Origin of the sequence: Nitrospira moscoviensis, from assembly GCF_001273775.1 — a bacterium.
Classification (GTDB): Bacteria; Nitrospirota; Nitrospiria; order Nitrospirales; family Nitrospiraceae; genus Nitrospira_D; species Nitrospira_D moscoviensis.
Genome location: NZ_CP011801.1, coordinates 2,548,168 through 2,572,528 on the forward strand (window position 1 = coordinate 2,548,168; position 24,361 = coordinate 2,572,528).

17 protein-coding genes are annotated in these 24,361 nt (G+C 65.1%); 5 read left to right on the plus strand and 12 right to left on the minus strand.

The window, feature by feature from the left end; all coding sequences use genetic code 11:
- The 4 genes from NITMOv2_RS12500 to NITMOv2_RS12515 all read right to left on the minus strand — a co-directional run bounded on the left by NITMOv2_RS12500 (position 1) and on the right by NITMOv2_RS12515 (position 11,007).
- Positions 1–2,058, minus strand: coding sequence for a response regulator (locus NITMOv2_RS12500; RefSeq protein ID WP_053380188.1), 2,058 nt, complete (start codon positions 2,056–2,058; stop codon positions 1–3).
- Positions 2,030–3,250 carry a sensor histidine kinase gene (locus NITMOv2_RS12505; RefSeq protein WP_083447981.1) on the minus strand — a complete coding sequence of 407 codons (1,221 nt, stop codon included), beginning with the start codon at positions 3,248–3,250 and terminating at the stop codon, positions 2,030–2,032. The genes NITMOv2_RS12500 and NITMOv2_RS12505 overlap by 29 nt, the downstream gene beginning before the upstream one ends.
- Before the next feature lie 6 nt (positions 3,251–3,256).
- Positions 3,257–9,451, minus strand: coding sequence for a HAMP domain-containing protein (locus NITMOv2_RS12510; RefSeq protein ID WP_420799899.1), 6,195 nt, complete (start codon positions 9,449–9,451; stop codon positions 3,257–3,259).
- Between the two features lie 350 nt (positions 9,452–9,801).
- Positions 9,802–11,007 carry a hypothetical protein gene (locus NITMOv2_RS12515; protein WP_053380191.1) on the minus strand — a complete coding sequence of 402 codons (1,206 nt, stop codon included), beginning with the start codon at positions 11,005–11,007 and terminating at the stop codon, positions 9,802–9,804.
- 179 nt (positions 11,008–11,186) lie between these two features.
- On the opposite strand from NITMOv2_RS12515, the gene NITMOv2_RS12520 reads away from it, so the two are divergent.
- From NITMOv2_RS12520 to NITMOv2_RS12540, 5 genes are all read left to right on the plus strand, one after another.
- Positions 11,187–12,365, plus strand: a complete 1,179-nt coding sequence (locus tag NITMOv2_RS12520; RefSeq protein ID WP_083447982.1) for a sensor histidine kinase — start codon at positions 11,187–11,189, stop codon at positions 12,363–12,365.
- Between the two features lie 190 nt (positions 12,366–12,555).
- Complete coding sequence (locus NITMOv2_RS12525) at positions 12,556–13,074, plus strand: hypothetical protein (protein WP_053380193.1); 519 nt, start codon at positions 12,556–12,558, stop codon at positions 13,072–13,074.
- On the plus strand, positions 13,071–13,676 hold the full coding sequence (locus tag NITMOv2_RS12530; protein WP_053380194.1) for a hypothetical protein: 606 nt from the start codon (positions 13,071–13,073) through the stop codon (positions 13,674–13,676). Before NITMOv2_RS12525 ends, NITMOv2_RS12530 begins: the two co-directional genes overlap by 4 nt.
- A gap of 92 nt (positions 13,677–13,768) precedes the next feature.
- On the plus strand, positions 13,769–15,115 hold the full coding sequence (locus NITMOv2_RS12535; RefSeq protein WP_053380195.1) for a DUF2254 domain-containing protein: 1,347 nt from the start codon (positions 13,769–13,771) through the stop codon (positions 15,113–15,115).
- 79 nt (positions 15,116–15,194) lie between these two features.
- The gene (locus NITMOv2_RS12540) at positions 15,195–15,494 is read left to right on the plus strand and encodes an STAS domain-containing protein (protein WP_053380196.1); all 300 of its coding nucleotides are present in this window, start codon (positions 15,195–15,197) and stop codon (positions 15,492–15,494) included.
- Positions 15,495–15,545: 51 nt separating this feature from the next.
- On the opposite strand, the gene NITMOv2_RS12545 is transcribed toward NITMOv2_RS12540, so the two are convergent.
- From NITMOv2_RS12545 to NITMOv2_RS12580, 8 genes are all read right to left on the minus strand, one after another.
- A complete protein-coding gene (locus tag NITMOv2_RS12545) occupies positions 15,546–16,103 on the minus strand; it encodes a Slp family lipoprotein (protein ID WP_053380197.1) in 558 nt (185 codons plus the stop codon).
- Between the two features lie 27 nt (positions 16,104–16,130).
- Positions 16,131–16,688 carry a Slp family lipoprotein gene (locus tag NITMOv2_RS12550; RefSeq protein WP_053380198.1) on the minus strand — a complete coding sequence of 186 codons (558 nt, stop codon included), beginning with the start codon at positions 16,686–16,688 and terminating at the stop codon, positions 16,131–16,133.
- Positions 16,689–16,810: 122 nt separating this feature from the next.
- Positions 16,811–17,134 (minus strand): hypothetical protein, encoded by a 324-nt coding sequence (locus tag NITMOv2_RS12555; RefSeq protein ID WP_053380199.1) that lies wholly within the window; start codon positions 17,132–17,134, stop codon positions 16,811–16,813.
- A gap of 387 nt (positions 17,135–17,521) precedes the next feature.
- On the minus strand, positions 17,522–18,571 hold the full coding sequence (locus NITMOv2_RS12560; RefSeq protein WP_053380200.1) for an opacity family porin: 1,050 nt from the start codon (positions 18,569–18,571) through the stop codon (positions 17,522–17,524).
- Between the two features lie 284 nt (positions 18,572–18,855).
- Positions 18,856–19,899: a YsnF/AvaK domain-containing protein gene (locus NITMOv2_RS12565; RefSeq protein ID WP_053380201.1), complete on the minus strand. Its 1,044-nt coding sequence runs from the start codon at positions 19,897–19,899 to the stop codon at positions 18,856–18,858.
- A 293-nt stretch (positions 19,900–20,192) separates the two neighbouring features.
- Positions 20,193–20,642 carry a DUF2382 domain-containing protein gene (locus NITMOv2_RS12570; RefSeq protein ID WP_053380202.1) on the minus strand — a complete coding sequence of 150 codons (450 nt, stop codon included), beginning with the start codon at positions 20,640–20,642 and terminating at the stop codon, positions 20,193–20,195.
- 57 nt (positions 20,643–20,699) lie between these two features.
- Positions 20,700–22,514, minus strand: a complete 1,815-nt coding sequence (locus NITMOv2_RS12575; RefSeq protein WP_053380203.1) for a glycoside hydrolase family 15 protein — start codon at positions 22,512–22,514, stop codon at positions 20,700–20,702.
- A 23-nt stretch (positions 22,515–22,537) separates the two neighbouring features.
- Positions 22,538–24,286 carry a glucosamine inositolphosphorylceramide transferase family protein gene (locus NITMOv2_RS12580; RefSeq protein WP_053380204.1) on the minus strand — a complete coding sequence of 583 codons (1,749 nt, stop codon included), beginning with the start codon at positions 24,284–24,286 and terminating at the stop codon, positions 22,538–22,540.
- Positions 24,287–24,361: the final 75 nt, after the last annotated feature.

Below are 24,361 nucleotides of genomic sequence, written 5' to 3' on the forward strand. Positions count from 1 at the left end.
TTACGGTTCGGCCATCGGCACGGCTCCGCCGGTCAGAGTCTGAGACACCCCGTTCCGTCCCTCTCCGCCGGACGCCCCATCCGCGGGACGGCAACGCAGAATCGTGCCGTGCAGGTGCTCGACGACCGCTTCCTTGCTCAAGTAGGCGGCGGCCCCCGCCTTCTTCATGGTCTGTTCATAATGTCCGCTGTTGTGCATCGACAGGCCGATGACGACGGCGGACGGATGCGCGGCGGTGATCCGGGCGGTGGCCTCCACCCCGTCCATCTGCGGCATATTGACGTCCATGATGATGACGTCGGGCCGCAGCCGGTCGGCCATCGCCAGGGCTTCGAAGCCGTTTCCCGCCTCGCCGACCACCTCCATGTCGGGGTAGCCCTCCAAGACACTCCGCAACCCCTGGCGCACGACGGTGTGGTCGTCCACCAACAAGACGCGAATCTTCGCGTCTTGAAGCTTTGAGCCGGAAAGCATTGAGCGTTGCGGTCCAGCGCTGAGAGTGCCGGTATTACTTGCTTCGTTCCCCAGCTCAATGCTCAACGCTTTCCCACTCAACGCTTCACTGCCGCCGAGCGGCAGCGTGAGCGTCACCCTCGTGCCGGCGCCGGGAGCGGAGTCTACGTCGCACCGTCCGCCCAACACGGCCATCCGTTCCCGCACGCTCAACAAGCCGAACTTGGACGACATCGGGGTGGGGCCATGATCGGCGGCCGCCACGTCGAAGCCCTTGCCGTCGTCCCGCACTTCGATGCAGAGATCGCCGGCGCGCCGGTCCACCGTCACGACCGCCCGGCCGCAGCCGGCATGTTTCGAGGCGTTCATCAACAGCTCGCGCACCGATTGGAACAGGAGCACGCTCTCCTGCTCCGGCAACCGCAGCTGCTCGTCTCCCGACCACTGCACGGTCACCGTCAGATCGTGCCGCTGCATGTGCTCCCCCAGCCATTTCAGCGCGGCCGGCAGGCCGAAATCGTGGAGCACCGGCGGGCTCAGATCCGCCACCAGCGTGCGCGTGTAGGTGAGGGACTCGTCCAGCACGGCCGCCGTCTGCGCGATCAAGTCGGCGCAGGCGGGGTTGGACTCGGTGAGCGGCTTCGCCTGCGAGAGTTTCATGCGGCCCAGCACGAGGAGCTGCGCCAGATGGTCGTGCAGCTCGGTCGCCAGCCGCTTCCGCTCGCGCTGCTCGGTCAGGTTCAACTCGGTGGCGAGCCCCCGCAGGCGCTCCTGCGACTGCACCAGCTCGCGCGTCCGCTCCTGCACCCGTTGCTCCAATTGAGCGGCCAGGCCCCGCAGCGCCTCGTGCGCGGCCTGCCGTTCGGTCACGTCCCGCACGATGCCGGTGAACAGAAACTGCCCGCCGACCGACACTTCGCTGACGGCGATTTCCACCGGAAACAGGCGCCCGTCCCGGCGGCGGCCTTTCAGCTCCCGCCAGACGCCCACCACACCGGGCTGGCCGGATGCGAATCCGTAGGCGGACGCCCAGTCCTCTCCCGCCTTCGGCACGGGGATCAGCGCGGAGACATGGCGCCCGAGGATGTCCTCCCGCCGATAGCCGAACATGCGCTCCGTGGCGGCGTTGCAGGAGCGGATCACGCCCGACCCGTCGATCGTGACGATGCTGTCGACCGCCGTCTCCACCAGGGACCGGTACCGGGCTTCGCTGTCGCGCAGGCGCCGCTCCGCCTGATGCTTGTAGAGCGCGATCTCGATCTGGGTGACGAGGTCGCGTTCGTCGAAGGGCTTCAGAATGTAGCCGAAGGGTTCCGTGAGGCTGGCCCGCTTCAGCGTGTCGCGGTCCGAATGGGCCGTCAGAAAGACGACCGGCATGTCGGCAAACGCCTTCAAGCACTCCGCCGTCGTGACCCCGTCCAGCGGACCGGCCAACCGGATATCCATCAGCACGAGATCGGGCGGGTTGGCTTTCGCCATGCGGACCGCCTGTTCCCCCCGCGAGGCGGCGCCGACGACTCCGTAGCCCGCCCGCTCCAGTTTGTCGGCCAGATCGGCCGCCACGACCGCTTCATCTTCAACGATCAGTATATTGGCCTGCGCCATCCAGCACCGCCTTGGCTTCAGGTGGATGTTCCGGCTCGCCGCCCGCGGCGAACCGCAGTTCGAAGGTGGTTCCCGGCCCTTCATGCAGCACCAGTTCCGCGTCCAGCTGGTCGCTCAGCATCCGGATCAGTCGCAGCCCCAGCGAAGACGTCGCCCGCCAATCCATCCCCGGCGGAAACCCGCGGCCGTCGTCCTGAAACACCAGGCGCGCGCGGCCGTCGTCCATGCGGGCCAGCTCGATGCGGATGGCGCCTCGGTCGCGCCCGACGAAGGCGTGCTTGAGGCTGTTGGTCGCCAGCTCGTTCAGAATCAATCCGCAGGGAATCGCCATGTCCACGGGCAGATGGAGGGGCTCCACCTCCAACCGCAGTGCGATGGATTCGGACTGCTCGCGATGGGCCTGAAACAGCTCCCGCATCAGATTCCTGGCGTAGGCGCCGAGCTCGGTCCGCGCGAGATCCTCCGATTGATACAACTTTTCGTGGACCAGCGCCATGGAGCGCACCCGATCCCGCGCGTCGCGGAAGAGGACCTGCACGCCGGGGTCCGGCTGCCGGGCCGCCTGCAAGTCGATCAAGCTCGAAATGACCTGCAGATTGTTTTTCACGCGGTGATGGATTTCCTTCAGGAGGATTTCCTTCTCCCGGAGCGACGCCTTCAATTGCTTGAGCCGGTCTTCGATCTCGGCCTCCATCGCGCGATTCATGGTGGCGAGCGTGCGGGTTTTGCGGAACAGGTCCACGAAAACCGCCACCTTGGAGCGGAGGATCAACGGATTCACCGGCTTGCTCAGGTAGTCCACCGCCCCGGCTCCGTAGCCCTGCAGGACATCCTGATCCTCCCGATAGTAGGCGGTGAGAAAAATGATCGGGACGTGCTGCGTCCGCTTGCGCTGCTTGATCATCTGCGCCAGGTCGATGCCGTTGATGTCCGGCATGCGGACGTCCAGGACGATGACGGCGAAGTCTTCCCGGACCAGCGCCAGCAGGGCCTCGTCGGCCGTCCGCGCGCGGAACAGGCGATAGTCGGGCGCGGAGAGCACGCTCTCCAGCACGTCGAGATTCCGCGCGTCGTCGTCGACGAGCAGGATGTTGGCGAGGTCTTTCATGGTCTGTTTGGTCTGTTTGGTCTGTCTGGTCTGTCTGGTCTGCGCACTAGATAGACCAGATAGACCTCGCACCAGATAGACCATCTTTTGTCATCTGTACAGCCACACCCGCAGCATCGACAGCAGCTGCTCCGTGTTCACCGGCTTGGCGACATAATCGGAGGCGCCGGCTTCGAGGCATTTCTCCCGATCGCCTTTCATGGCCTTGGCGGTCAGCGCCAAAATCGGCAGCGACCGGCGCTGCGGGTCCTTCCGGATCTCGCGGATCGTCTGGTAGCCGTCCATCTCCGGCATCATGATGTCCATGAGGACGACGCTCAGATCCGGCGTCTCCTGGATCAGCGCGATCGCCTGCCGCCCGTTGGTCGCGCTGATGACCTCCATCTCCTGATTCTCGAGCACGGTCGTCAATGCAAAAATATTCCGCGCGTCGTCGTCCACCACCAGAACTTTGTGCCCGCGCAGCACGTCGTTCGAATGGTGCAGCCGCGCCAGCAGCTGCTGTTTCGCCTCCGGCAGGTCGGCGACGACCCGGTGCAAGAACAACGCCGTCTCGTCGAACAGCCGTTCGGGCGACTGCACGTCCTTCAGCACGATGCTCTTGGCCACCGTCTTGAGCCGCCGTTCTTCGTCGGGGCTCAGGTCCTTGCCGGTGAACACGACGATCGGCACGTCGCCGAGCGCGGGGTCCGCTTCGATCTGGTCGAGCAGCTCGAAGCCCGTCATGTCCGGCAGCCGCAGATCGAGCACGCAGCAGTCGAACGACTCCTCCCGCAGCGCGCGCAGCGCGTCGGCGCCGGTGCCGGCGCTGACGATCTCGATGTCGTCGTGCAGCAGGAGCTCGGTGATGCTCCGGCGTTCGACTTCGTCGTCCTCCACGACGAGCAGCCGTTTGAGATGCGGCGTGATGAAGCTCCGGATGCGCTCGAAGCAGGATTCCAGCCCCTCGGTCGTCACCGGCTTGACCATGTAGGAAAAGGCGCCGTGCGCCAGCCCGTGCTGCCGCTCTTCCTCCAGCGAGATGATCTGCACCGGAATGTGGCGCGTCTTGGGGTTCAGCTTCAAATTGTTCAGGACGGTCCAGCCGAGCATGTCGGGCAGGAAGATGTCGAGCGTGATCGCGGCCGGCCGGTATTCGGCGGCCAGCTCCAGCGCCTGCGCGCCGCGCGTGGCGACGATGCCTTTGAAACCCTTGTCCCGCGCCAGGCCGAGCAGCACGCGGGCGTAGTGCGGATCGTCCTCCACGATCAGCAGCGTGAGATCGCCCGCGGCGATGCTCTCGCGATCGTCCGGGATTTTGTCTTCGGCGACCGGCAGCACCGGAATGGACGGCGTGGGTCCCGCGTGCACCGGCGCCGCCGTCGCCGGACGGATGTCGGCCGAGGCCGGTCCCGTGTACACGAGCGGCAAATAGAGCGTGAACGTGCTGCCCTGCTGCGGCTCGCTGGCGAGCCGGATTTCGCCGCCGAGCAGCGTCGCCAGCTCCCGGCTGATCGCCAGGCCCAGTCCCGTCCCGCCGTACTTGCGGCTCGTGCCCGCGTCGGCCTGCTGGAACGCTTCGAAGATGAGCTTCTGCTTTTCCGGAGCGATCCCGATGCCGGTGTCGGAGATCGACAGCGCCATGACCGTGTGGGCGCGGCTCAGTATCGGATGGTCCGCGCTCCATCCGTCCGCCGCGATCCGCACGTGCATCGCCACGTGGCCGTGCGCCGTGAACTTGAAGGCGTTCGACAGCAGATTCTTGAGGATCTGCTGAAGCCGTTTCGGGTCGGTGGTGAAGGCGCGCGGCAGCCCGGGGTCGAAATCCAGGAGGAACGGCAGGCTTTTCGATTCGGCGATGTGCCGGAAGTTCCGCTCCACGCTCTCGCGGAGGGCGCTGAAGGTCATTTCCTCCGCCTCGACCGTCACCGTGCCCGATTCGATCTTCGACAGGTCCAGGATGTCGTTGATCAAATTCAGGAGATCCGAGCCGGCGCTGTGGATGTTTCTCGCGAATTCCACCTGCTTCGGCGTCAGATTGCCCGCGGTGTTGTCGGCGAGCTGCTGCCCGAGGATCAGAATGCTGTTGAGCGGCGTGCGCAGCTCGTGCGACATGTTCGCCAGGAACTCGGACTTGTACTTGGAGGTGAGCGCCAGCTCCGCGGCTTTTTCCTCCAGCGCGCGGCGGGCCTGCTCCACCTCCTTGTTCTTGCGCTCGACTTCGGTGTTGCGCTCGGCCAGCTGCTTCGCCTTGCGCTCCAGCTCTTCGTTGGTCTGGGTCAATTCTTTCTGCTGCGACTGCAGCTCCGCCGTGAGCTGCTGCGACTGCTGCAGCAAATTCTCCGTGCGCATGGTGGCTTCGATCGTGTTCAGCACGACGCCGATGCTTTGGGTCAGCTGTTCGAGGAACGTCAAATGGGTGACCGTGAACGGCCGGAGCGACGCCAGCTCGATGACGGCCTTGGTCTGCCCCTCGAACAGCACCGGCATCACGACGATGTTGGCCGGCACCGACTCGCCCAGGCTGGAGTGGATCACGGCATAGTCGGGAGGCACGTTCGTCAACAAGATGCGCTGTTTTTCGACGGCGCACTGGCCGATGAGCCCTTCCCGGACGCCGAACCGATCCTTCGGCCGGCGGCGGCTGGCGTAGGAGGCGAGCAGGCGCAGCGACGGCTGCTCCCCCTCGACGATGTCCATCTGATAGATGGTGCCTTCCTGCGCGTCGACGAGCGGCGCCAATTCCGACAGCAGGGTCTGGCCGACCGTGAAGAGATCCCGCTGGCCCTGCAGCATGCGGGTGAACTTCGCCACGTTGGTCTTGAGCCAGTCCTGTTCCTGGTTGCGCTCCGTCGTCACCCGGAGGTTGTCGATCATCGTGTTGATGTTGTCCTTCAACTCGGCGACTTCGCCGCGCGTTTCGACCTGGATCGACCGGGTGAGGTCGCCTTTCGTCACGGCGGTGGCGACTTCGGCGATGGCGCGCACCTGGGTGGTGAGGTTCGCGGCCAAGAGATTCACGTTGCCGGTCAAGTCCTTCCACGTGCCCGCGGCGCCCGGCACGTTGGCCTGGCCGCCGAGCCGGCCTTCCACGCCGACCTCCCGCGCCACGTTGGTGACCTGCTCGGCGAACGTCGCCAGCGTGTCGGTCATGTTGTTGATCGTCTCGCCGAGCGCCGCGACCTCGCCTTTGGCTTCGACCGTGAGCTTCTGCCGCAGATTGCCGTTCGCCACCGCGGTGACGACCTTGACGATGCCGCGCACTTGATCCGTCAGGTTCGTCGCCATGACGTTGACCGAGTCGGTCAGGTCCTTCCACGTGCCGGCCACGCCCTGCACGACGGCCTGCCCGCCGAGCTTCCCTTCCGTACCCACCTCGCGCGCCACCCGCGTGACCTCCGCGGCGAAGGCGTTCAATTGGTCCACCATCGTGTTGATCGTGTTCTTCAATTCGAGAATCTCGCCCTTCACGTCCACGGTGATTTTGCGCGACAGGTCGCCGCGCGCCACCGCGGTGGTCACCTCGGCGATGTTGCGGACCTGCGCCGTCAAGTTGGCTCCCATGGCGTTGACCGAGTCGGTGAGGTCTTTCCACGTGCCGGCGACGCCCGGCACGACCGCCTGCACGCCGAGCCGGCCTTCCGTGCCGACTTCGCGCGCCACCCGCGTGACCTCGGAAGCGAACGACCGCAGCTGCTCCACCATCGTGTTGATCGCCTCTTTCAATTGGAGAATTTCCCCGCGCACGTCCACCGTGATCTTGCGCGACAGGTCCCCGTTGGCGACCGCGATCGTGACCTCGGCGATGTTCCGCACCTGCGCCGTGAGGTTGGAGGCCATCGAATTGACGTTGTCCGTGAGGTCCTTCCAGGTCCCGGCGACGCCCGGCACGACCGCCTGGCCGCCGAGCTTCCCCTCCGTGCCGACCTCGCGCGCGACGCGCGTGACCTCCGCGGCGAACGAGCGCAGCTGCTCCACCATCGTGTTGATGGCCTCCTTGAGCTGCGAGATTTCGCCCCGCACGTCGACGGTGATCTTCTTCGAGAGGTCGCCGTTCGCCACGGCGATCGTCACTTCGGCGATGTTCCGCACCTGGTCGGTGAGGTTGCCGGCCATTTGGTTGACCGAGTCGGTGAGCTCCTTCCAGACGCCGCTCGCGCCCTTCACCTGCGCCTGCCCGCCGAGCTTGCCGTCGGTCCCCACCTCGCGGGCCACACGCGTGACTTCCGACGCGAACGACCGCAACTGCTCCACCATGCTGTTCGCCGCCTCCTTGAGCTGCAAGATCTCGCCGCGCACGTCCACGATGATCTTCTTCGACAGGTCCCCGTTGGCGACCGCCACCGTGACTTCGGCGATGTTCCGCACCTGCGCGGTCAGATTGCCCGCCATTTCGTTCACGCTTTCGGTCAATTCCTTCCACACGCCGCTCACGCCCTTGACCTGCGCCTGGCCGCCCAGCTTGCCTTCCGTGCCCACCTCGCGCGCGACGCGCGTGACCTCCGACGCGAAGGAGCGCAACTGCTCCACCATCACGTTGATGGTTTCCTTCAATTGGAGGATTTCGCCGCTCACGTCCACGGTGATCTTGCGCGACAAGTCGCCGCGCGCGACGGACGTCGCCACTTCCGCGATGTTCCTGACCTGGGCGGTCAGGTTGTTCGCCATGGAATTCACGTTGTCGGTCAGGTCCTTCCACGTCCCGCCCACGCCCGGCACCACCGCCTGCACGCCCAGCTTCCCTTCCGTGCCGACTTCGCGGGCCACGCGGGTGACCTCCGCCGCGAAGGCGTTGAGCTGGTCCACCATCGTATTGATCGTGTTCTTCAACTCCAGAATCTCGCCCTTCACGTCCACGGTGATCTTGCGCGACAGGTCGCCCTTCGCCACGGCGGTCGCCACTTCGGCCAGGTTGCGCACCTGCGCCGTGAGGTTCGAGCCCATCGCGTTGACCGAATCGGTCAGGTCCTTCCACGTCCCGCCCACGCCCGGCACCACCGCCTGCACGCCCAGCTTGCCCTCCGTGCCCACGTCGCGCGCGACGCGCGTGACTTCCGCGGCGAAGGCGTTCAATTGGTCCACCATCGTGTTGATCGTGTTCTTCAACTCCAGAATCTCGCCCTTCACGTCCACGGTGATCTTGCGCGACAGGTCGCCGCGCGCCACGGCCGTGGTCACCTCGGCGATGTTCCGCACCTGCGCGGTCAGATTGTTCGCCATGGCGTTGACCGAGTCCGTGAGATCTTTCCAGGTCCCGCCGACGCCGGGCACCTGGGCGTTCACGCCCAGCTTCCCTTCCGTGCCGACTTCGCGCGCGACGCGGGTCACTTCCGAGGCGAACGACCGGAGCTGCTCGACCATCGTGTTGATGGTTTCCTTCAACTGGAGAATTTCGCCCCGCACGTCCACCGTGATTTTCCGCGACAGGTCGCCGCGCGCCACGGCGACGGTCACTTCGACGATGTTGCGGACCTGCGCCGTCAAGTTGGACGCCATCGAATTCACGTTGTCCGTCAGGTCCTTCCAGGTCCCGGCGACGCCCGGCACGACGGCCTGGCCGCCCAGCTTCCCTTCGGTGCCGACTTCGCGCGCGACGCGCGTGACTTCGGACGCGAAGGAGCGCAGCTGCTCCACCATCGTATTGATGGCTTCCTTCAACTGGAGAATCTCCCCGCGCACGTCGACGGTGATCTTTTTGGAGAGGTCGCCGTTCGCCACGGCGATCGTCACGTCGGCGATGTTCCGGACCTGCGCCGTCAGGTTGCCGGCCATTTGGTTGACCGAGTCGGTGAGCTCCTTCCAGACGCCGCTCACGCCCTTCACCTGCGCCTGGCCGCCCAACTTGCCCTCCGTCCCGACTTCGCGCGCGACGCGGGTGACTTCGGAGGTGAACACCGACAACTGCTCGATCATCTTGTTGACCAGCTTGGCGCTGCGCAGAAACTCGCCTTCCAGCGGCCGCCCGTCTTTTTCGAGCGCCATGGCCTGGCTGAGATCGCCCTTGGCGACCGCCCCGACCGCGCGGGTCACTTCCGTCGTCGGCGACACCAGGTCGTCGATGAGGGTATTCAGAGAGGCGATTTCGTCCGCCCAGCCGCCCGTGACGCCGGGGACGGAGAACCGCTGCCGGAGCCGCCCTTCTTTGCCGACGACCCGGCAGACCCGGACGGTCTCATCGGCGCGGCGCTCGCTGATGGTCAGAATATCGTTCATCGTATCGGCCATCTTCCCCAGCACGCCGGTCCAGGTCGACGGCAAGCGGACGGTGAAATCCCCGTTGCGGTACGCGGCCATGACGCTCAACATTTGTCCAAGCTGCGCCGATACCTCGGGGTCGTAATATCCGTTGGGGTCGCCGCCTTTGGGCGCGGCACGGCGGGCCTTTGTCCGTTCGACAGTCGACTGCTTCATGAAGCCCTCCGGGGATGCGTATGAGGTTCAGGAGACGAGAGGCAACGAGGCCGGCGGCCAAGGTACTCTCTAGAGCAGCCGGTGAGACACTAGGAAAGTCCCTAGTTTTGGGCTGCCCGGCCTTCGTCGGCTGACCATGGCCATGGTGGCCGATCAGCGCTTCGACCTCCCCTTCCCCCTCCTTACGAAGGAGGGGACTAGGTTGGATGCCGTGCCGCGCCCAAAGCGTGATTGTGAGATAGGTTCTACTTGGCGATGGCGATGCCCGGCACCGGCGCATTCAGCGGCTGCACCATCATTTGATAGACGTGGAACAGCATCGTAAACGCCTTGGCGTTCCAGAGGTCGGCGGGATGCTGCCCGACCGGACGTTTGATGCCGTAATAGCGGCCCTCGTACCGCACCGCCACCGCCGCCTCCGGCAGCGGACGGTCGGACTCGACAATGTCCAGCGTCAGCGCAGGATTGTGGCGGACGGCGCCGCTCCGGGGATCTTTCTCGACCGGAAATTCCACCGGCTCGACCGCGCTCCGCGCCAAAAACTCCAGAATCGAATTGAAGCTGCGCAGCGTGATTTCGCCCTGAAAGGGATAGTCCCCGCCCGGATACCCCGGCCGGATGTCGACCATGACGTCGTTCGGCGGCCACTCCCGCAGGTGCTCGCTCAATTTGCTCCGCTCGCCGGCGGACAGGTCGTCGGGATGGTAATTGGAGATCAACACCCGCATGCGGCTCAGGCGATAGCGGTCGCCGGCCGCGCGGCCCCAGGCGTAGCCCTTTTCCAGCGCCTGGAGCACATCCTCCGGGCGCAGGTCCTGCATCCGGCCGATCCATTTTTCCTCGAACATCACCTTGTCGATGTGGAGATGATTCGCTTCGTACATCGATGCGAGGTGCAGCACGCGCCGGCGAAACTCCTCGTACTGAGGCCGCCGCGCCGGATCGTTGTACAGCACGCGGGAGCGCCCGTCGATTTCCAGCCGCATGGAGGCGCCGACCATGCGCAGCGCCATGCCGAGATCCGTGCCGATCTCCAGCAGCTTGAGGAACCGCATCTCGTCCAGCGGCGTGAGCAGGCGCGTGGTGAACTCTTCTCCGTCGATCGGCACGATCGTGACGGTCGGGTTCTCCGCCACCGTCGCGTTGAAGAGCGGACCGGCCAGCCCCCGCGCATCGCCTTCGGGCGGAACGACGCCCGCCGTCACGCGAAAGTCGAACGTGGCGGCCACGCTCGCCACCTTCGTGAAATGCAGCGGCTGATAGAACCGCGCCCGCACGATGTTCAGCAGCAGTTGCTCGCTGCTCACCTGCTGGACCGTCTCGTCGTAGGCCAGCACGGCCCGATGCAGCGCAATGGGCGAGAGGCAGGCGGAGAGGAGACACGGCAACAAGAAACAGGCGACAGGCAACAGGGTGCGGCCTTTTCCCCTTGTGTTGTTCTCCTTCCCCACCGCTACCTCATACCGTCCGACTTTCCACCTGTGTACTTTTGAGTTTTTCCTTTCGCCAAAGCACTAGGTGAGCCCCTAGCCCGGGCTAGGGCGAAGAACCGGCGACAGGACAACGGCGCCGCTTCACTCAATCTTTACGTAGTCTGCCCTATCTTTTTCCTTCGGGTTCATTTATTTTTATGCCTCTCATGCCGCCCGACCCGCCACCGTCGTTGCGCGACCTGCTGCAGCGCGCCGAAGCGCTCCTGCACGAAACCGGCCTGTCCAAACTGTCGCTGCAGGCGGAAGCCGAAGGCCTGCGATACGACATCGCCGTGGAGCGCACGCAGCCGGCGTTCAAGACGACCGAGATGGACCTGCAGGCCGCGCTCGACGCCGCCCACATGACCGTCTGGGAATGGGATGTCGCCGGCGACAAGGTCCGCTGGTCGGCCGGGGTGGAGAAACTCTTCGGGGTAGCGCCGGGCGCCTTTCCCGGTGACTTCGACGCCTACCGGTCCTTGGTCTTCCCCGACGATCTCCCGGCCGTGCAATCCGCGCTGGATGCGGCGCTGGAGCACAACGCGCCCTACTCCGTCGAGCACCGGATCCGCTGGCCTGACGGTCACATCCGCTGGCTGCACTGCCACGGGATCGTCCTGCGCGACGATCGCGGGCGGCCCCGCCGGATGTTCGGCACCGTGGCCGACGTGACGGAGCGGGTCCGCGGCGAGCAGGCCTTACGCGACCGGCTCGCCGCGTCGAACGCCCGCCTCCTCTCCGCCCAAGAAGAAGAGCGCCGCCGCCTCGCCCGGGAGTTGCACGACCACCACTGCCAGCAGATCGTCTCCCTGCTTCTACAGTTGGAGATGCTGCGCAAGACCCACCCGCACCTCGACGCCCTCTCGCCGATCGTGCAGGACTTGAAAGACCTCTTGCAGGACATCCGCTATCTCGTCCAAGGACTCCATCCCCCGCTGCTGGAACGGCAAGGCCTCGCCGCCGCGCTGCAGCACCATATCGAGGCGTGGCGCGCCCGCACCGGCCTGTCGATCCGGCTCACCGTCGCGCCCGTCGACCGGCTCTCCGCCGACCAGGCGCTCTGCCTGTTCCGCGTCGTCCAGGAAGCGCTTCACAACGTGGTCAAACATGCGGAAGCGTCGGAGGTCGCCGTCGATCTCCGCACGACACCCACCGCCGTCCTGCTCACGATTCAGGACAATGGGCGCGGGTTCGACGTGGACCGGGTCCTCTCCACGGCCGCCGGACTCGGCCTGCTCGGCATGCGGGAGCGCGTGGAGCAGCAGCGCGGCACCCTTACCTTCACCTCCGCACCCGGCCACGGGACGACGGTGACGGCGCGGCTGCCGATCAATTAGTCTGTCTGGTCTATTCGGTCTATTCGGTCTATCTGGTCTCTTTCGTCTATTTGGTCTATCTCGTCTGTGGTATCTATCCCGTCTGTTTTTGAACGAGACAGACCGAACAGACCTCGCACAAGATAGACCGGCGACCCCTCGGCATCTCCCTAGTGCTGCTCCTACGGAGGACCTCTTATATCTGGATATCATGTCTCCGATCGGCCTGGTCACTCGATTCGCCTCCGGCTTGCTGGTGGGATTGGCTCTGCTCTCCGGATGCGGGCACGATCCGGCGACCTACGGTTCGCATCAGCGGCTCTCCGCCGCCCCGGATCGGGTGCTGGTGGTGGGCAACCAGCCCAGCGCGGTCAGCACCGCCCTCACCTGGCTCCAGTCGCGGGGACTGCTGGCGGTCGGAACGCCGATGCCCTGGGATCTGCCGGGGACGGAACAACTCATCGTCGATCAAGCGCATACCATCCGGGCGCAGGTCATCGTCTGGGTTCAGCAGACCGGCGACCTGCGCGCGCCGATGGTGTCCGTCCGCGGAATCGACGTCGAGACGCAAGCCGTGCTGTGGAGCGGCCAGGCCCGCGCCACCACGTACCGGTCGACCCCCGCGCCCCATCGCATCGCCTGGCTGACCTGCCACGCGTTGCACGCGGCCTGGGGCGAGCGCGCCTCCGACGACCGCCAACCCGGACTCGCCGGAGACCGTTGCGAATGATGGCCGGATTGCGGCGGCTCTTCCGTCTGACGATTGTGCCGGTCCTGGCCCTCGCGGTGCTGGGCTGCAACATGACGTCCGGTTTGGTCAGCAGCCCCCGCACGCCGACGGAGCAACTGTTGCTGACGCAGTCGCTGCTCCGCAGCCTCGACCAAATCTCGCTGCCGCTTTTTCCGGGAGCCACCGTCACCATCGATACCGCCTGGCCTCCGACACATGCCGACTTCGGGGGCGACCTGACGTTTGCCGCATCGGTCCTGACCTCCTGGTTCGCGCAGCAAGGCGCGGTCATCGGCGGAGCCGCCCCGACCTATCGCGTGCGGGTGCTCCTGCACGCGTTCGGGCTGGAGAAGCAGGACGTGTTTTTCGGCATCCCGCCGATTCAAAGTCTGCTGATCCCGTTCGCCTTACCCGAGCTGACGCTCTATCGGAACGTCCGGAACCGCGGCTATACCCGGCTGTCCATCGAGATCGCCGACGCCGCCAGCGGCCGTCTCGTCGGCGCGCCGTCGGTCGCCGAAGCCACGGTCTCCCATCAACGCTACACGTTGCTGTTCCTGCTGTCGTGGCAGACCACCGATCTGATGCCGCCGCCGCTGTAGCGTTGGTCTATTTGGTGCAAGGTCTCTCTGGTCTATCTGGACAGACGAGACGACAAGATAGACTAAACAGACGAGATCGACCTTCTAAGGAGATGTTCACCAAACTCTCTTCCCTCTGGGATCGCATCCGCGGCAGCCTGTGGTTCGTCCCGTCGTTGATGGCCGCCGCGGCGGTGGTCTTGGCGTTCACCTCGCTCTGGGCCGACCATCATCTCATCGGGAAGCACCCGAGCGGCCCCTTCGCCTGGTTGTACGGCGGCGGCGCGGACGGGGCGCGCGATGTGCTCTCCACGGTGGCCAGCTCGATGATCACCGTCGCCGGCGTCATCTTTTCCATCACGGTGGTCGCCCTCACCTTGGCCTCCCAACAGTTCGGTCCGCGCCTGCTGCGCAACTTCATGCGCGATCCGGGGAATCAGATCGTGCTGGGCACGTTCATTTCCGTTCACCTCTATTGTCTGATCATCCTGCGCGCGGTGAGGACCGAGGAGGCGGGCGGGTTCGTCCCGCACCTATCGGTCTCGGTCACGTTGCTGCTGGCCATGGTGAGCGCGGGCGTGCTGATTTACTTTTTCCACCACGCCACGTCCTCGATCCGCGCATCCAGCGTCATCGCGGCGGTCGCGGCGGACCTGGATGAGGCCATCGATCGGTTGTTTCCCGAGCGGGTGCAGCGCCCGGGACCGGAGCCGGTCCCGCCGCCGGACACGGCCGCGCCGATCCGGCCGGAGATCGACCGGGATGGACGGCGGATCGTTGCGCCGACCAGCGGCTATCTGCAGGCGTTGGACACGGACTGTCTCGGCACGGTCGCGCGGGCGGACGATCTGATCATCCGGGTGGACTGCCGGCCGGGCGATTTCCTGACCTGCGGGACCGCCGTAGCCCGGGCGCATCCGGCGGAGCGCGTCACGGAAGCGGCCGTGAGCCGCTTGCAGAGCGCCTTCATTCTCGGAGACGAACGGACCGTCGTGCAGGATGTCCGCTTTCCGGCGCACCAACTGACGGAGATGGCGGTGCGGGCGTTGTCGCCGGGCACCAACGATCCCTCGACGGCGCTGGCCTGCATCGACCGTCTCGGGGCGGCCTTCATCCGCTTCAGCCGGCGGCGCGTGCCGTCCCCCTATCGTTATGACGAGGATCACCGGCTGCGGCTGATCCTCGCGCCGGTCACCCTGGCGGAGCTCATCGAGGAGACGTTCAGCCCCATCAGGCAGTACGGCCGCACCAGCGCTCCGGTCACGATGCGGCTGCTCGACGCCGTCATCACCGCCGCCCCGCACGTGACCTCGCCGGACGCCCGCGCCGCGCTGCACGCCCAAGCCGTCATGGTTCACCGGGGCAGCCTGGAGGGGCTGCCGGAAGAGCGGGACCGCCGGGAGGTGCTGAAACGATACCAACAGGCCCAAGAGGCCCTAACAAATAGCATGGCAGCATAATATCCTAGGCATTAACACTAGAGTCTAAAGTCTTGTACGAAAGGACCGATAGAAATAGGGAAAAAAGGAAGGGGGCCGCGTGACGATTACCGCATACCCGCACAGAGAGGGGATCCGCCTCGCATTGGAAGGCAAGCTGAACTTCGACGCCCGGCGGGTGTTTCGGGAGGCCGTCGAATCCCGAACGGAGCCGCACCTCTACTTGGACTTTCGGGGCGTCACCTATTTGGACGGCTGCGGGCTGGGCCTCCTGGCGGTGCTGGCCAAGAAGGCCGCCGGCGCGCGCCAGATCCTCACCATCCTCGGGCCGCAGGATCTGGTCGCCGACATTCTCGGCCTGGCCAACTTCGGTCGCCTGTTCACGATCACCAGTTTCTAGCCTTCTTACTGTTACCCGTACTCTTACCTTTTTTACTTTTACCGTTCTGACTTACCAGTACAGCCCCCGTCCGTAATACGGCCCGTATCCCCAGGCGTAGGGCGCCCGATATCCATAATAGGGCCGCAGTTGGTCGCGATCCCAGACCGTAATGTGCTTGATCGCGAGCTTCGGGACCTGCTGCTCCACCTGGTCGATTTTGACCGTCGTAGTGCCCAGCACTTCTCCGACCACGGTGACGAGTTTCTCTTCCTCATCTTCTTTCTGAAGCACCGCCGGATCCACCACGTTCTTCCCGCCCATGTCGACAGCGACGAAACGACCCCTCGACCGCTCCCCTCGCGTTTCGGGGACGAGGTCGTCCGAGAGGGGATACTGGAGGATCTCGAGCCTGGTCCCCTCGTTCAGCCGTTTCGCCCCCAGCACCTTCCCGCCGGCCAACATCAGCTTGCCTCGATGGGCCTCCGGGTTATCCTTCACCTCGACGAACCGCAAGTCACGGTCGACCTGGCCTTCCAGGCGTTCCGGAATCACATCCTGCCCGCTGCACCCGCCGATCGCGAACAGCGCCGGCATACAAAAGAAGATCACACCCTGTTGCCATCTCATGCTTCACCTTCCTTGTCGCTCGTCGTTTCACCAATAATAGGGATAGCCATAGTACCCCCCATATCCCCACCGATAAGGTGGGTAATACCCATAGTACGGCCAGTAGCCTCTATTGTCCCGGTCCCAGACCGTAATGTGCTTGATGGCCAGCTCGGGAACCGGCTGCTGCACCTGGTCGATTTTGACGGTCGTAGTGCCCATGACTTCTCCGACGACGGTCACCAGTTTTTCTTCGTCGTCCTCTTTTTCGAGCACGACTGGATCTATGACATTCTTGTCCCCAAGATCGATTGCGACAAACCGACCTTTCGACGGCTCGTCTTCCGTTGCCGGAATCAAATCCTCCGAGAGTGGATATTGGAGAATCTCGATTCTGGTGCCTTCTTGAAGCCGTTTCGCCTTGAGCACCTTGCCGCCGGCCAACATCAGCTTGCCTCGATAGGCCTCGGGATTCTCTTTCACCTGCACATAGCGCAAGTCCTTCTCCACCCGGCCTTCCAGATGCTCGGGGATCACCTGTTCCCGCGAGCAGGCGGCGGGCGACAGGAGGACCAGCGACGCCATCAGCAGGACCGCGATATTCATGATGCCTCCTCGAATGGTCTGTCTATCTGGTCTATCTGGTCTGTCTGGTCTGTCTCGTCTATTTGGTCTGTCTCGTCACCAGATAGACAAGAGAGACCTCGCACTAGATAGACCTTCCGAGATCAGCACGGCGGCTTGTACGCGTCCATCAACTCGATATTGACGGTGGCCGGATAAAACTCACCGAAGCGGTTCAGGACCCACCCTTTGCGCTCGTTCATCTCTTCGATCAGAATCGGCTGCGCGACATATTCGGAACAGACGGGCGACACCACGACGAACCGATGCGAGGGCGTCGCGTCTCCCCGCCAGTAACAATCGTACTTCTGTATCTGCACCACCTGCTCGCCCTTCGTGGTCGACACGGTCGTTCTGTTCGGCGCCTCCGCCGGGCAGGTCGGATTGCCGTTCAGCACCAACATCAAAAACAACGCGATCGCATTCATCTAGAATAACCATCCTTCTCCCCGTGCAGTGCCGTGTTCCTGGGCATCTTCGCGTAGAGGAACCGCCCATCTGCCGATATCCGACTGGCAATGCAAGAGCGGTTCCGGGTTCGAGCCCCGCCGCTCGACTGGAAACCGGCTCTAGGACGGCGTTTCACCCTGAACGGCCTTGTCGGCTCCCGCGCGGGTTGTCCCGGCAGGATGACAACTTATCCGGCTGGCCCGCAGGATGCCCACAAAAGATTGTGCGCCGAGCCTTCGGCGGCCAGGCTCATGGCTAACCGCCTGGACGTACTGTCGGCATAGCCTCGGGAGCCCGAACGGCTCCCGAGGCGTGTCTTCACGCGACTTCGCGATTTTGAGACGGACCGTCGCGAATAATGCGGGCTAGAAGTGGACGGCTAATCCACCCACGACATGACTGATCAGCATCGTGCCGTTGAGGCCGGCCGTCGGCCCTGAAAATTGATCGAACTTGAGGTTCACGTAGTTGAATTTATACTCGGCGAACAGCGCGATGTGGTCGTTGAAGAAGTACTTGACGCCGGCCAAGGCATTCAGGCCCGCGCGCGCGTTCTCCGTGCTGCGCCCGAACTGATTGTTCGTCTCCGCGAAGAAGACGCCCAATCCCGCTCCGATATAAGGCTGCAGGGGACAGACCGAATTTTCATGCAGCGGCGAGTAGTCCGGGTCGTCCCGGTCTCTCTTCCGATCGCCGCAGCCCAGCTTGGTCCTCGCGATCGCGTTCAAGCCGAGCACGGTCAGGCGCAGATGGCTGCCCGGTGTGAGGCCCGATTGGATAAGATGAGGATTGGAATTGTAGCCTTCGATTTCCAACCCCAGCCAGTTCAGCCGCCCCGGGTGGAAGTAGCCGATCTTGAGACCGTAGACCGCCGAGTTCTGAAGATTCTGGTCCGGGTACCCCTGTCCTGCCAGCGCGCCGCTCCGTTCCATGTTGGCGCTGGTGGACACGTTGCCCAGCGTGGCGCCGCCGAAACCGCCGATATAGACCTCGCCCTCCCGATTACGCACCTCTCTCATCTCCTCTCGCATCCGCTCGCGCTCCTCGGCGCGCGCTTGCGCAATGAGCCGATCGGTGCGCGGCGTGCCGCCGCCCATCCGAGGATCTTCGCGCGGGAACGCCTCCTGGAGCTCGGCGGCCATCCGTTCGCGCTCCTCCGCAGTCATGCGCGCGCGCCCGCCCGCCTCACCCGGCTCCGCCGCCGGCCCTGACCCCGCCGCGCCCGACTCCGTCGGGCTGATGACGATCGGGTCGCGCTCGGGATCCCTGCTCGGCGACGGAGTGATGATGACCTGGTCGCCCTCGCGTTCCGTGCTGCGCTGCGCCTCGCTGACCGAGGGACAAAGCATGGTCCCCACAGTGATGAGGGCGGCGGCGCCGAAACACGACAGGGTGAAGCTGGTGTGGAACGTCATAGCCGGTGCTCCTTTTGTTGAGGGGTGTGTCGCGACAAGGAGGATGCAAAAGCAATTCCGAGTGCGGACCGGGCGGGAAACGTCACTCAACGGTGAGAAAACCGGGGGACCGCCGAACCGGTCTCATCCTTTCCCCTAGGGCTTCATCTGATCCTGCGAGAACGGCTTGTCCGAAGAAGAGACGACTTATCCACCGGGACTCGTCTGTTTGGTGCAGGGTCTATCTGGTCTATCCGGTGCGAAGACCAGACAGACCAGATGACCAGACGGACCAGCTAGACACGTCAGGCCGCGCGGCGTTCCTCGCCGGAGACCTTCCGCTTGCCGCGCTCCCAGGCATAGCGTACGGCATCCTTGAACTGGTCCCATGTGCCTTGATTCCGCTCTTCCCATCGCCGCCGAGCCTCGGGCTCAAGCTGCGTCCAATCGGACGATTCCAGGTTGCGGCCGCTTCCCAACGTCGATCCGAAGCGGTACGCGTACCCGTAGTGCTCATACGGAATGGCGCCGGCGCCGTAGTTCTGCGTCCAGTGCAGCCGGTAATCTTCTTCGTCCTCCGGCGATCCCGCTCCGGCCTGCGCCCCCGCGCCCTCCCGCTCGACGCGCACGTCGGCGCGCCGCACGGTGTCGCGGATCGTTTCATCACGCTCGCGCACGTCCTTGTGGATCGCCACTTCCTCGACGATGCGAGCCTGCTTGCTCACGACCGGCTCTTCGTCGGTCTCCGTCATTTCGATGGTCTCGTTCTGGAACAGTCCCGTCTCGGCCGTCACCGGCCGATCCATGGGACGGCGCTCGACGTTCACCGCTTCGTCGCGAAGCCGGACCGTCTCCTCCACTGGCCGTTCGGTCACCTCCCGATACACACGGACTTTGCCCCGGCGCACGTCACGCTTGCCCACGCGCAGCTCCTCTTCCGCCACCGGCACCGTGGCGCCTGTAGCCGTGGCCGCGCCGGCTCCCGCCGGCGCCGAGGCGGCCGTATCCGCCCGGCCGCTGCTGCGCCACTCGGCGGTCCGCTCGTCGATATCGACGGCGCCGTACTGCGACAGAATATCGACGATCTCCTCGGTGCGTGCATCGTCCGCCCGCACGCTGACCAGCGTGCCGCCGCGCCGGATGCCTTCTTCATAGGACCCGCGATCCTCGCCGAATCCGAAGGCTTCTTTCAGGGATTCCCAGAAGCCGCGGTCGGATTCCCCCGCGGACTCTTGCGCCGACTGGTCGTAGAGCTTGATGTCCGACACGGGGATATGGATGGTCCCCAAGGCCGACTGCGCCCGCAGCGCCTGCGTGCGATTCTCAAATAATCCGACAATAGTGTTCATGGTGTTCCTCCTTGTGAAGGATGTCGCAAACGCCCTCCAGCTTCGTTCTCGGACCCGTGCCTTCCTGCGACGTACCGCACCGGGAAGCGAGCCGTCTCGGCGGCTCGGGGGTCGGGCGGGTGAGAAAGGCACTGGAGGTAGCTATCCGTTCGCAAGATCCATACGAAGGCGAACGGATCACACGAAGTGCGGTATGTACCTCCTCGGTCGTCCCGGGTCCTGCGGCCTTGCTGGGCGAGCTTTTTCACCATCCTTCTGGTCATGTGTTGTTACAACGGCGAATCGAAAGGCGATCATTTATGTCTTGTCTCAGATTCTTGCAACTCCGCCGCGCCGACGCGCTCGACCGTCACCCGTTCGCGGCGCAGCGTCACGGGCATTCGCCGTTCTTCCGAGGCGGTGCGCCGCGTCACGCGAATTTCCTCTTTCAACTTCAGTTTCATCACCACCACCGGCACCTCTTCGAACACCGGAATCACCAACGTGTCGCCCTCTTGCCGCGCGCCCGCCGGCCGTTCGACGAATCGGTCGATCGCCACGCGCTCCACCAGGACCTCCTGCACGCGCGCCGTCCCGCTGACTTCCTGGTCTTCCGTCTCCACCGTCTTGGCGATCCGGACGCGCCCCCGCTCGCGGCGCCGCGTCTTCACGATCGCGTCCTCGATCGCCACCGGCACGATGATGGAGGCCCGGGAGGTCCGCGGCTGCTTGGCTTCCCCGGCAGGGCTGTCGCGTGCGCTCATGACAGCCGGTAAAAAGTGCAACGGATGTGCCGCGCGGGCGGTGGGATGTGCGACGACTCAGGCGGCGCGCGCCTGCTGCGCGCGGTGGAGCGTCACGCCGCTGGAGATGACGCCGATGTGGCTGAAGGCTTGCGGGTAGTTGCCCAGGAAGGCGCCGGTCGAGGGGTCGATCTGCTCGGGCAGCAGGCCCAGGGGATTCGCGCGGGCGCAGAGCGCATCGAACAACTCGCTCGCCTCGTCGATCCGTCCCTGCAAGGCCAAATTGTCCGCCAGCCAGAAGCTGCACAACAGAAAGGCGCCTTCCCGGCCTTCCAATCCATCGGGTGACTGGTCCTGGTGGTAGCGATAGAGCAGTCCATCGCCGGCGCCCAGACGGCGGACGATCGCCTCCGTCGTGGCCGCCATCCGCGGATGGTCGGCGGGAAGGACACGGCGCAGCGGCAGGGCCAGCAGGCTCGCGTCGAGCCCGCCGCCGCCGAGATGCTCGGTGAGCGACTCGAGCGCCGGATCCCAGGCCTCGGTCACAATGGCGTCCCGGATGGTCTCGGCCTCCCGGCGCCAGCGTTCCACGTCTCCGGGAAACCCCGCCTGCTCCGCCATCCGCGCCCCCCGATCCAACGCGACGTGACACAGCGCGGTGGAATAGGTGAACCGCCGGCCCGGCGTCCGGACCTCCCAGATGCCGTGGTCCGGCTCGCGCCAGAGTTTACCGGCCGCCTCGATCAACTCGCGCAGCTTGGCCCACAGGGCTTCGGTGATGGTGCCGTAGTGGCGGGACCATTGAAAGGCGCAGTCGATGATTTCGCCGAAGACGTCGTGCTGTCGCTGCTCCGCCGCGCCGTTCCCCCAGCGCACGGGCGCGGAGCGGCGGTAGCCGGCCAGCACCGGATCGATCGTTTCGGCGGGAGGGCAGCGGCCGTCGAGGTTGTAGAGGACCAGCGGACGGCCGTTCCGTTCCACGGCATCGAGCACCCATCCCAGAAAGCCCGCGGCCTCGTTCGGCAGCCCCACGCGCAGGAGCGCATAGACTGAAAAGGCGGCGTCGCGTGTCCAGGCGTAGCGATAATCCCAGTTGCGCACGCCGCCGATTTCTTCCGGCAACGACGAAGTCGGCGCGGCGACGATGGCGCCGTTTTCAAAATGATCGAGCAGCTTGAGCGTCAGGGCCGACCGCCGGACCATGTCCGCCTGCGGTCCCTCGTACTGGAGATGCGCCGACCAGCGGCGCCAGGCTTTGCGGGTCGCCGCCAGCAATTCCTCCGCGTCGATGGGATGATGGTGGTAGTGGCTCGCCCCCCAGCGCAACAGAATCGGCACCCGCTCCCCCGCCTTCAGATCGAGGACCGTCTCCAGTCCCGCGAGCTCGACGCCGGCCCATAAGTGAAGGCCCAGATCGGCCTGCCGGAGGCCGCGCAGCGCCAGGCCGTCGCTCCGCCGCTCGACCTCCGCGCCGCCCCAGGGGTCGAGAGAGATGCGCAGCCGCACGCGGCCGCGGACGACGTGCGCGTGCCGCAACAGCTCGCCGCGCGCGGCGGGCGCGTCCTCCGTCAAGTCGGCGCCCGTGCGGAACAGCATGGCGTCGGTCACCCGCACCAAGCCGGTCTTGCTGCGCATCTCCGTCACCAGCACGGCGCTGTCGCGTTCGTAATATTGCCTCGATTCCAGCAGGCCCTCCGGCGCCACCGTGAACGCGCCGCCGTTCGCCGCATCGAGGATGCGGCAACACAGCGGCGCCGAATCGAAGCGTGGCAGGCAGAGCCACGCGATCGCGCCGTCGCGGCCGACCAGCGCCGCCGTCGCGCCGTCGCCGATCAAGCCGTAGTCTTCCAGCGGCAGATAGCCGCCGAGGAGGTTCAGCGGTTTCCAGTTCACTTTTACTTTTTACTTTTTAATTTTTATTTCTTCACCGCCCAACATCCGTCGATCGCTTCCATGTCGCCCACCCGCGTATAGGTGTGCGCGCCCTTGAGTTGGAGCAGACCGGCCGGATCGATCGTGGCGATCGTCTTCTGCTCGTACCGCTCGCCGTCGAGCTGAGTGATCTCGTGCACCGAAAAGGAGGCGCCGTACGTCGGGCAGGCGCTTTGCGTCGGGCGAAGGAGACGGCCGCCCAGACGGAGGATCGGTCCGGCGCTCCGGGCGTCCGCCGCGCTGAAGCTGATCGGACTGGCGGGATGGAGCACCCAGTCCCCGGTCAAGGTCGCCGCGGTGAAGAGCAGTCCGAATGCGCTGCAGCCTTGCGGCTCCGTGATGGTCGTGAAGAACCACCATTGTCCGCCGTGGTACAGGGGCGTCGTATCGACCGCCCGGAGGGGCAGCAGCACTTTCTCCAGCGTCCACTCGGAGGGAAAGTTCTTCGCCCGGTAGAGCTCCACGCAGCCGTGGCTTCCGGTTTCAGGCAGCATGAAGATCTCCCCCTCGTGCGAGAAGACCAGCGGATACGAGAGGTGATAGGGCCGCGTGAGGCAGGGAGTCAACGCGCCGACATCGCCCGTCTCCGAGATCTCTCCCACCGAGATGCAGGCCTGTTTCCGGTCGTACTCGTAATCCTCCACGAAGATCCAGCGCCGTCCCTCCCGCTCGAAGAGGATGGGATCCGCATACGAGCGGCCGGCCGGCGCCTCGCACCAGCGAAAGGACGCAAGCGCGCCGGTCCCTTCCTCAAACAAGGGCGTCTTGGACAGGCGAACCCCGATGCGCCAGTGCAGGCGCGTCCGGGATTGCAAGGGATGCAGAACGGCCGCCGTGACCTTTCCGGCCAGCTCGCCGGAGAGCCACCTGGTCATCTCCCAATTGTCCGGCATGCGGTAGAGTTTCCGACGTCCCCGATAGGGCGCTTCCGGCAGCATGCGCGACCGCACGAAGTCCCAGCCGTGCCGATGCAGCTCATACAGTTTCTGGATCACGAAATGCGTCGTGCCCCAGTAGGGCCCGTAGCGATTCTTCGCCACGGAGAGCCCGTGCTCCGTCGCGAACAGTCCCTTCGCCAGCACCATCCCGCCGTCCAACTCTTCCGTCAGGACCTGCAGAATGACGCCCGTGTGGGGATGGCGCTCCACGAGCTCCCAAAAATGCGGCGCGCCGCCGCGGTAATACTCATTGTCCCCGTGATGGAACGACCAGACGCCGTACCGCGCGGCCTTGAGGATGTCGCCGCGGATGATGTTGAAGCCGAACCGGAGCAGGACGTCCGGCTCATGGCTCCGGATTGCGGCGACGGCGTCCTCCGGGAAGCGATGCGTGAATTTGTGCGTGATCGGCTCCACCGTCATGGAGGGCACCCCGGCCAAGACGTCGGAATAATCGCACAGCGCCAGCGGATCGTCCGAGATCCCGGCGTGCGCCTGATCCCACAACGTATAGCGGTAATAGAAGAGCTGCCGCCTGGCCGCCTTGTTCCTGGCGAGTCTCGCGAGGCGAGCCGCAATGGACCGCGGCCGCTGAGGCTCCGCGGGCTTGGATGCCGAGCCGTTATAGACGACGAGGCACAACTCGGCAAAGTTGCTGGACCGGATGTCGTCCACCACCCGCGCCATGCAGGCCAGCAGTCGAGGGGTATCGAGCAAGAGACCGATGCGGAGCTTCGGCCTGTCCGCCGGCGAGACACGATAGAGCCGGGCCAGCGGCGAATCGGCGATCCTCATACTTGTCCAATAGCCGACGGAGTCACGCCCGACCCACTGGGCGGTTCCCCAGGGAAGAAGCGCCTCGGCCCTGGC

Bases quoted from the DNA above. Each gene is read 5' to 3' on its own strand.
- NITMOv2_RS12500 (WP_053380188.1), bottom strand. From the start codon at position 2,058: ATGGCGCAGGCCAATATACTGATCGTTGAAGATGAAGCGGTCGTGGCG.
- NITMOv2_RS12505 (WP_083447981.1), bottom strand. From the start codon at position 3,250: ATGGTCTATCTGGTGCGAGGTCTATCTGGTCTATCTAGTGCGCAGACC.
- NITMOv2_RS12510 (WP_420799899.1), bottom strand. From the start codon at position 9,451: ATGTTGAGCGTCATGGCCGCGTACCGCAACGGGGATTTCACCGTCCGC.
- NITMOv2_RS12520 (WP_083447982.1), top strand. From the start codon at position 11,187: ATGCCTCTCATGCCGCCCGACCCGCCACCGTCGTTGCGCGACCTGCTG.
- NITMOv2_RS12525 (WP_053380193.1), top strand. From the start codon at position 12,556: ATGTCTCCGATCGGCCTGGTCACTCGATTCGCCTCCGGCTTGCTGGTG.
- NITMOv2_RS12530 (WP_053380194.1), top strand. From the start codon at position 13,071: ATGATGGCCGGATTGCGGCGGCTCTTCCGTCTGACGATTGTGCCGGTC.
- NITMOv2_RS12535 (WP_053380195.1), top strand. From the start codon at position 13,769: ATGTTCACCAAACTCTCTTCCCTCTGGGATCGCATCCGCGGCAGCCTG.
- NITMOv2_RS12545 (WP_053380197.1), bottom strand. From the start codon at position 16,103: ATGAGATGGCAACAGGGTGTGATCTTCTTTTGTATGCCGGCGCTGTTC.
- NITMOv2_RS12550 (WP_053380198.1), bottom strand. From the start codon at position 16,688: ATGAATATCGCGGTCCTGCTGATGGCGTCGCTGGTCCTCCTGTCGCCC.
- NITMOv2_RS12555 (WP_053380199.1), bottom strand. From the start codon at position 17,134: ATGAATGCGATCGCGTTGTTTTTGATGTTGGTGCTGAACGGCAATCCG.
- NITMOv2_RS12560 (WP_053380200.1), bottom strand. From the start codon at position 18,571: ATGACGTTCCACACCAGCTTCACCCTGTCGTGTTTCGGCGCCGCCGCC.
- NITMOv2_RS12565 (WP_053380201.1), bottom strand. From the start codon at position 19,899: ATGAACACTATTGTCGGATTATTTGAGAATCGCACGCAGGCGCTGCGG.
- NITMOv2_RS12570 (WP_053380202.1), bottom strand. From the start codon at position 20,642: ATGAGCGCACGCGACAGCCCTGCCGGGGAAGCCAAGCAGCCGCGGACC.
- NITMOv2_RS12580 (WP_053380204.1), bottom strand. From the start codon at position 24,286: ATGAGGATCGCCGATTCGCCGCTGGCCCGGCTCTATCGTGTCTCGCCG.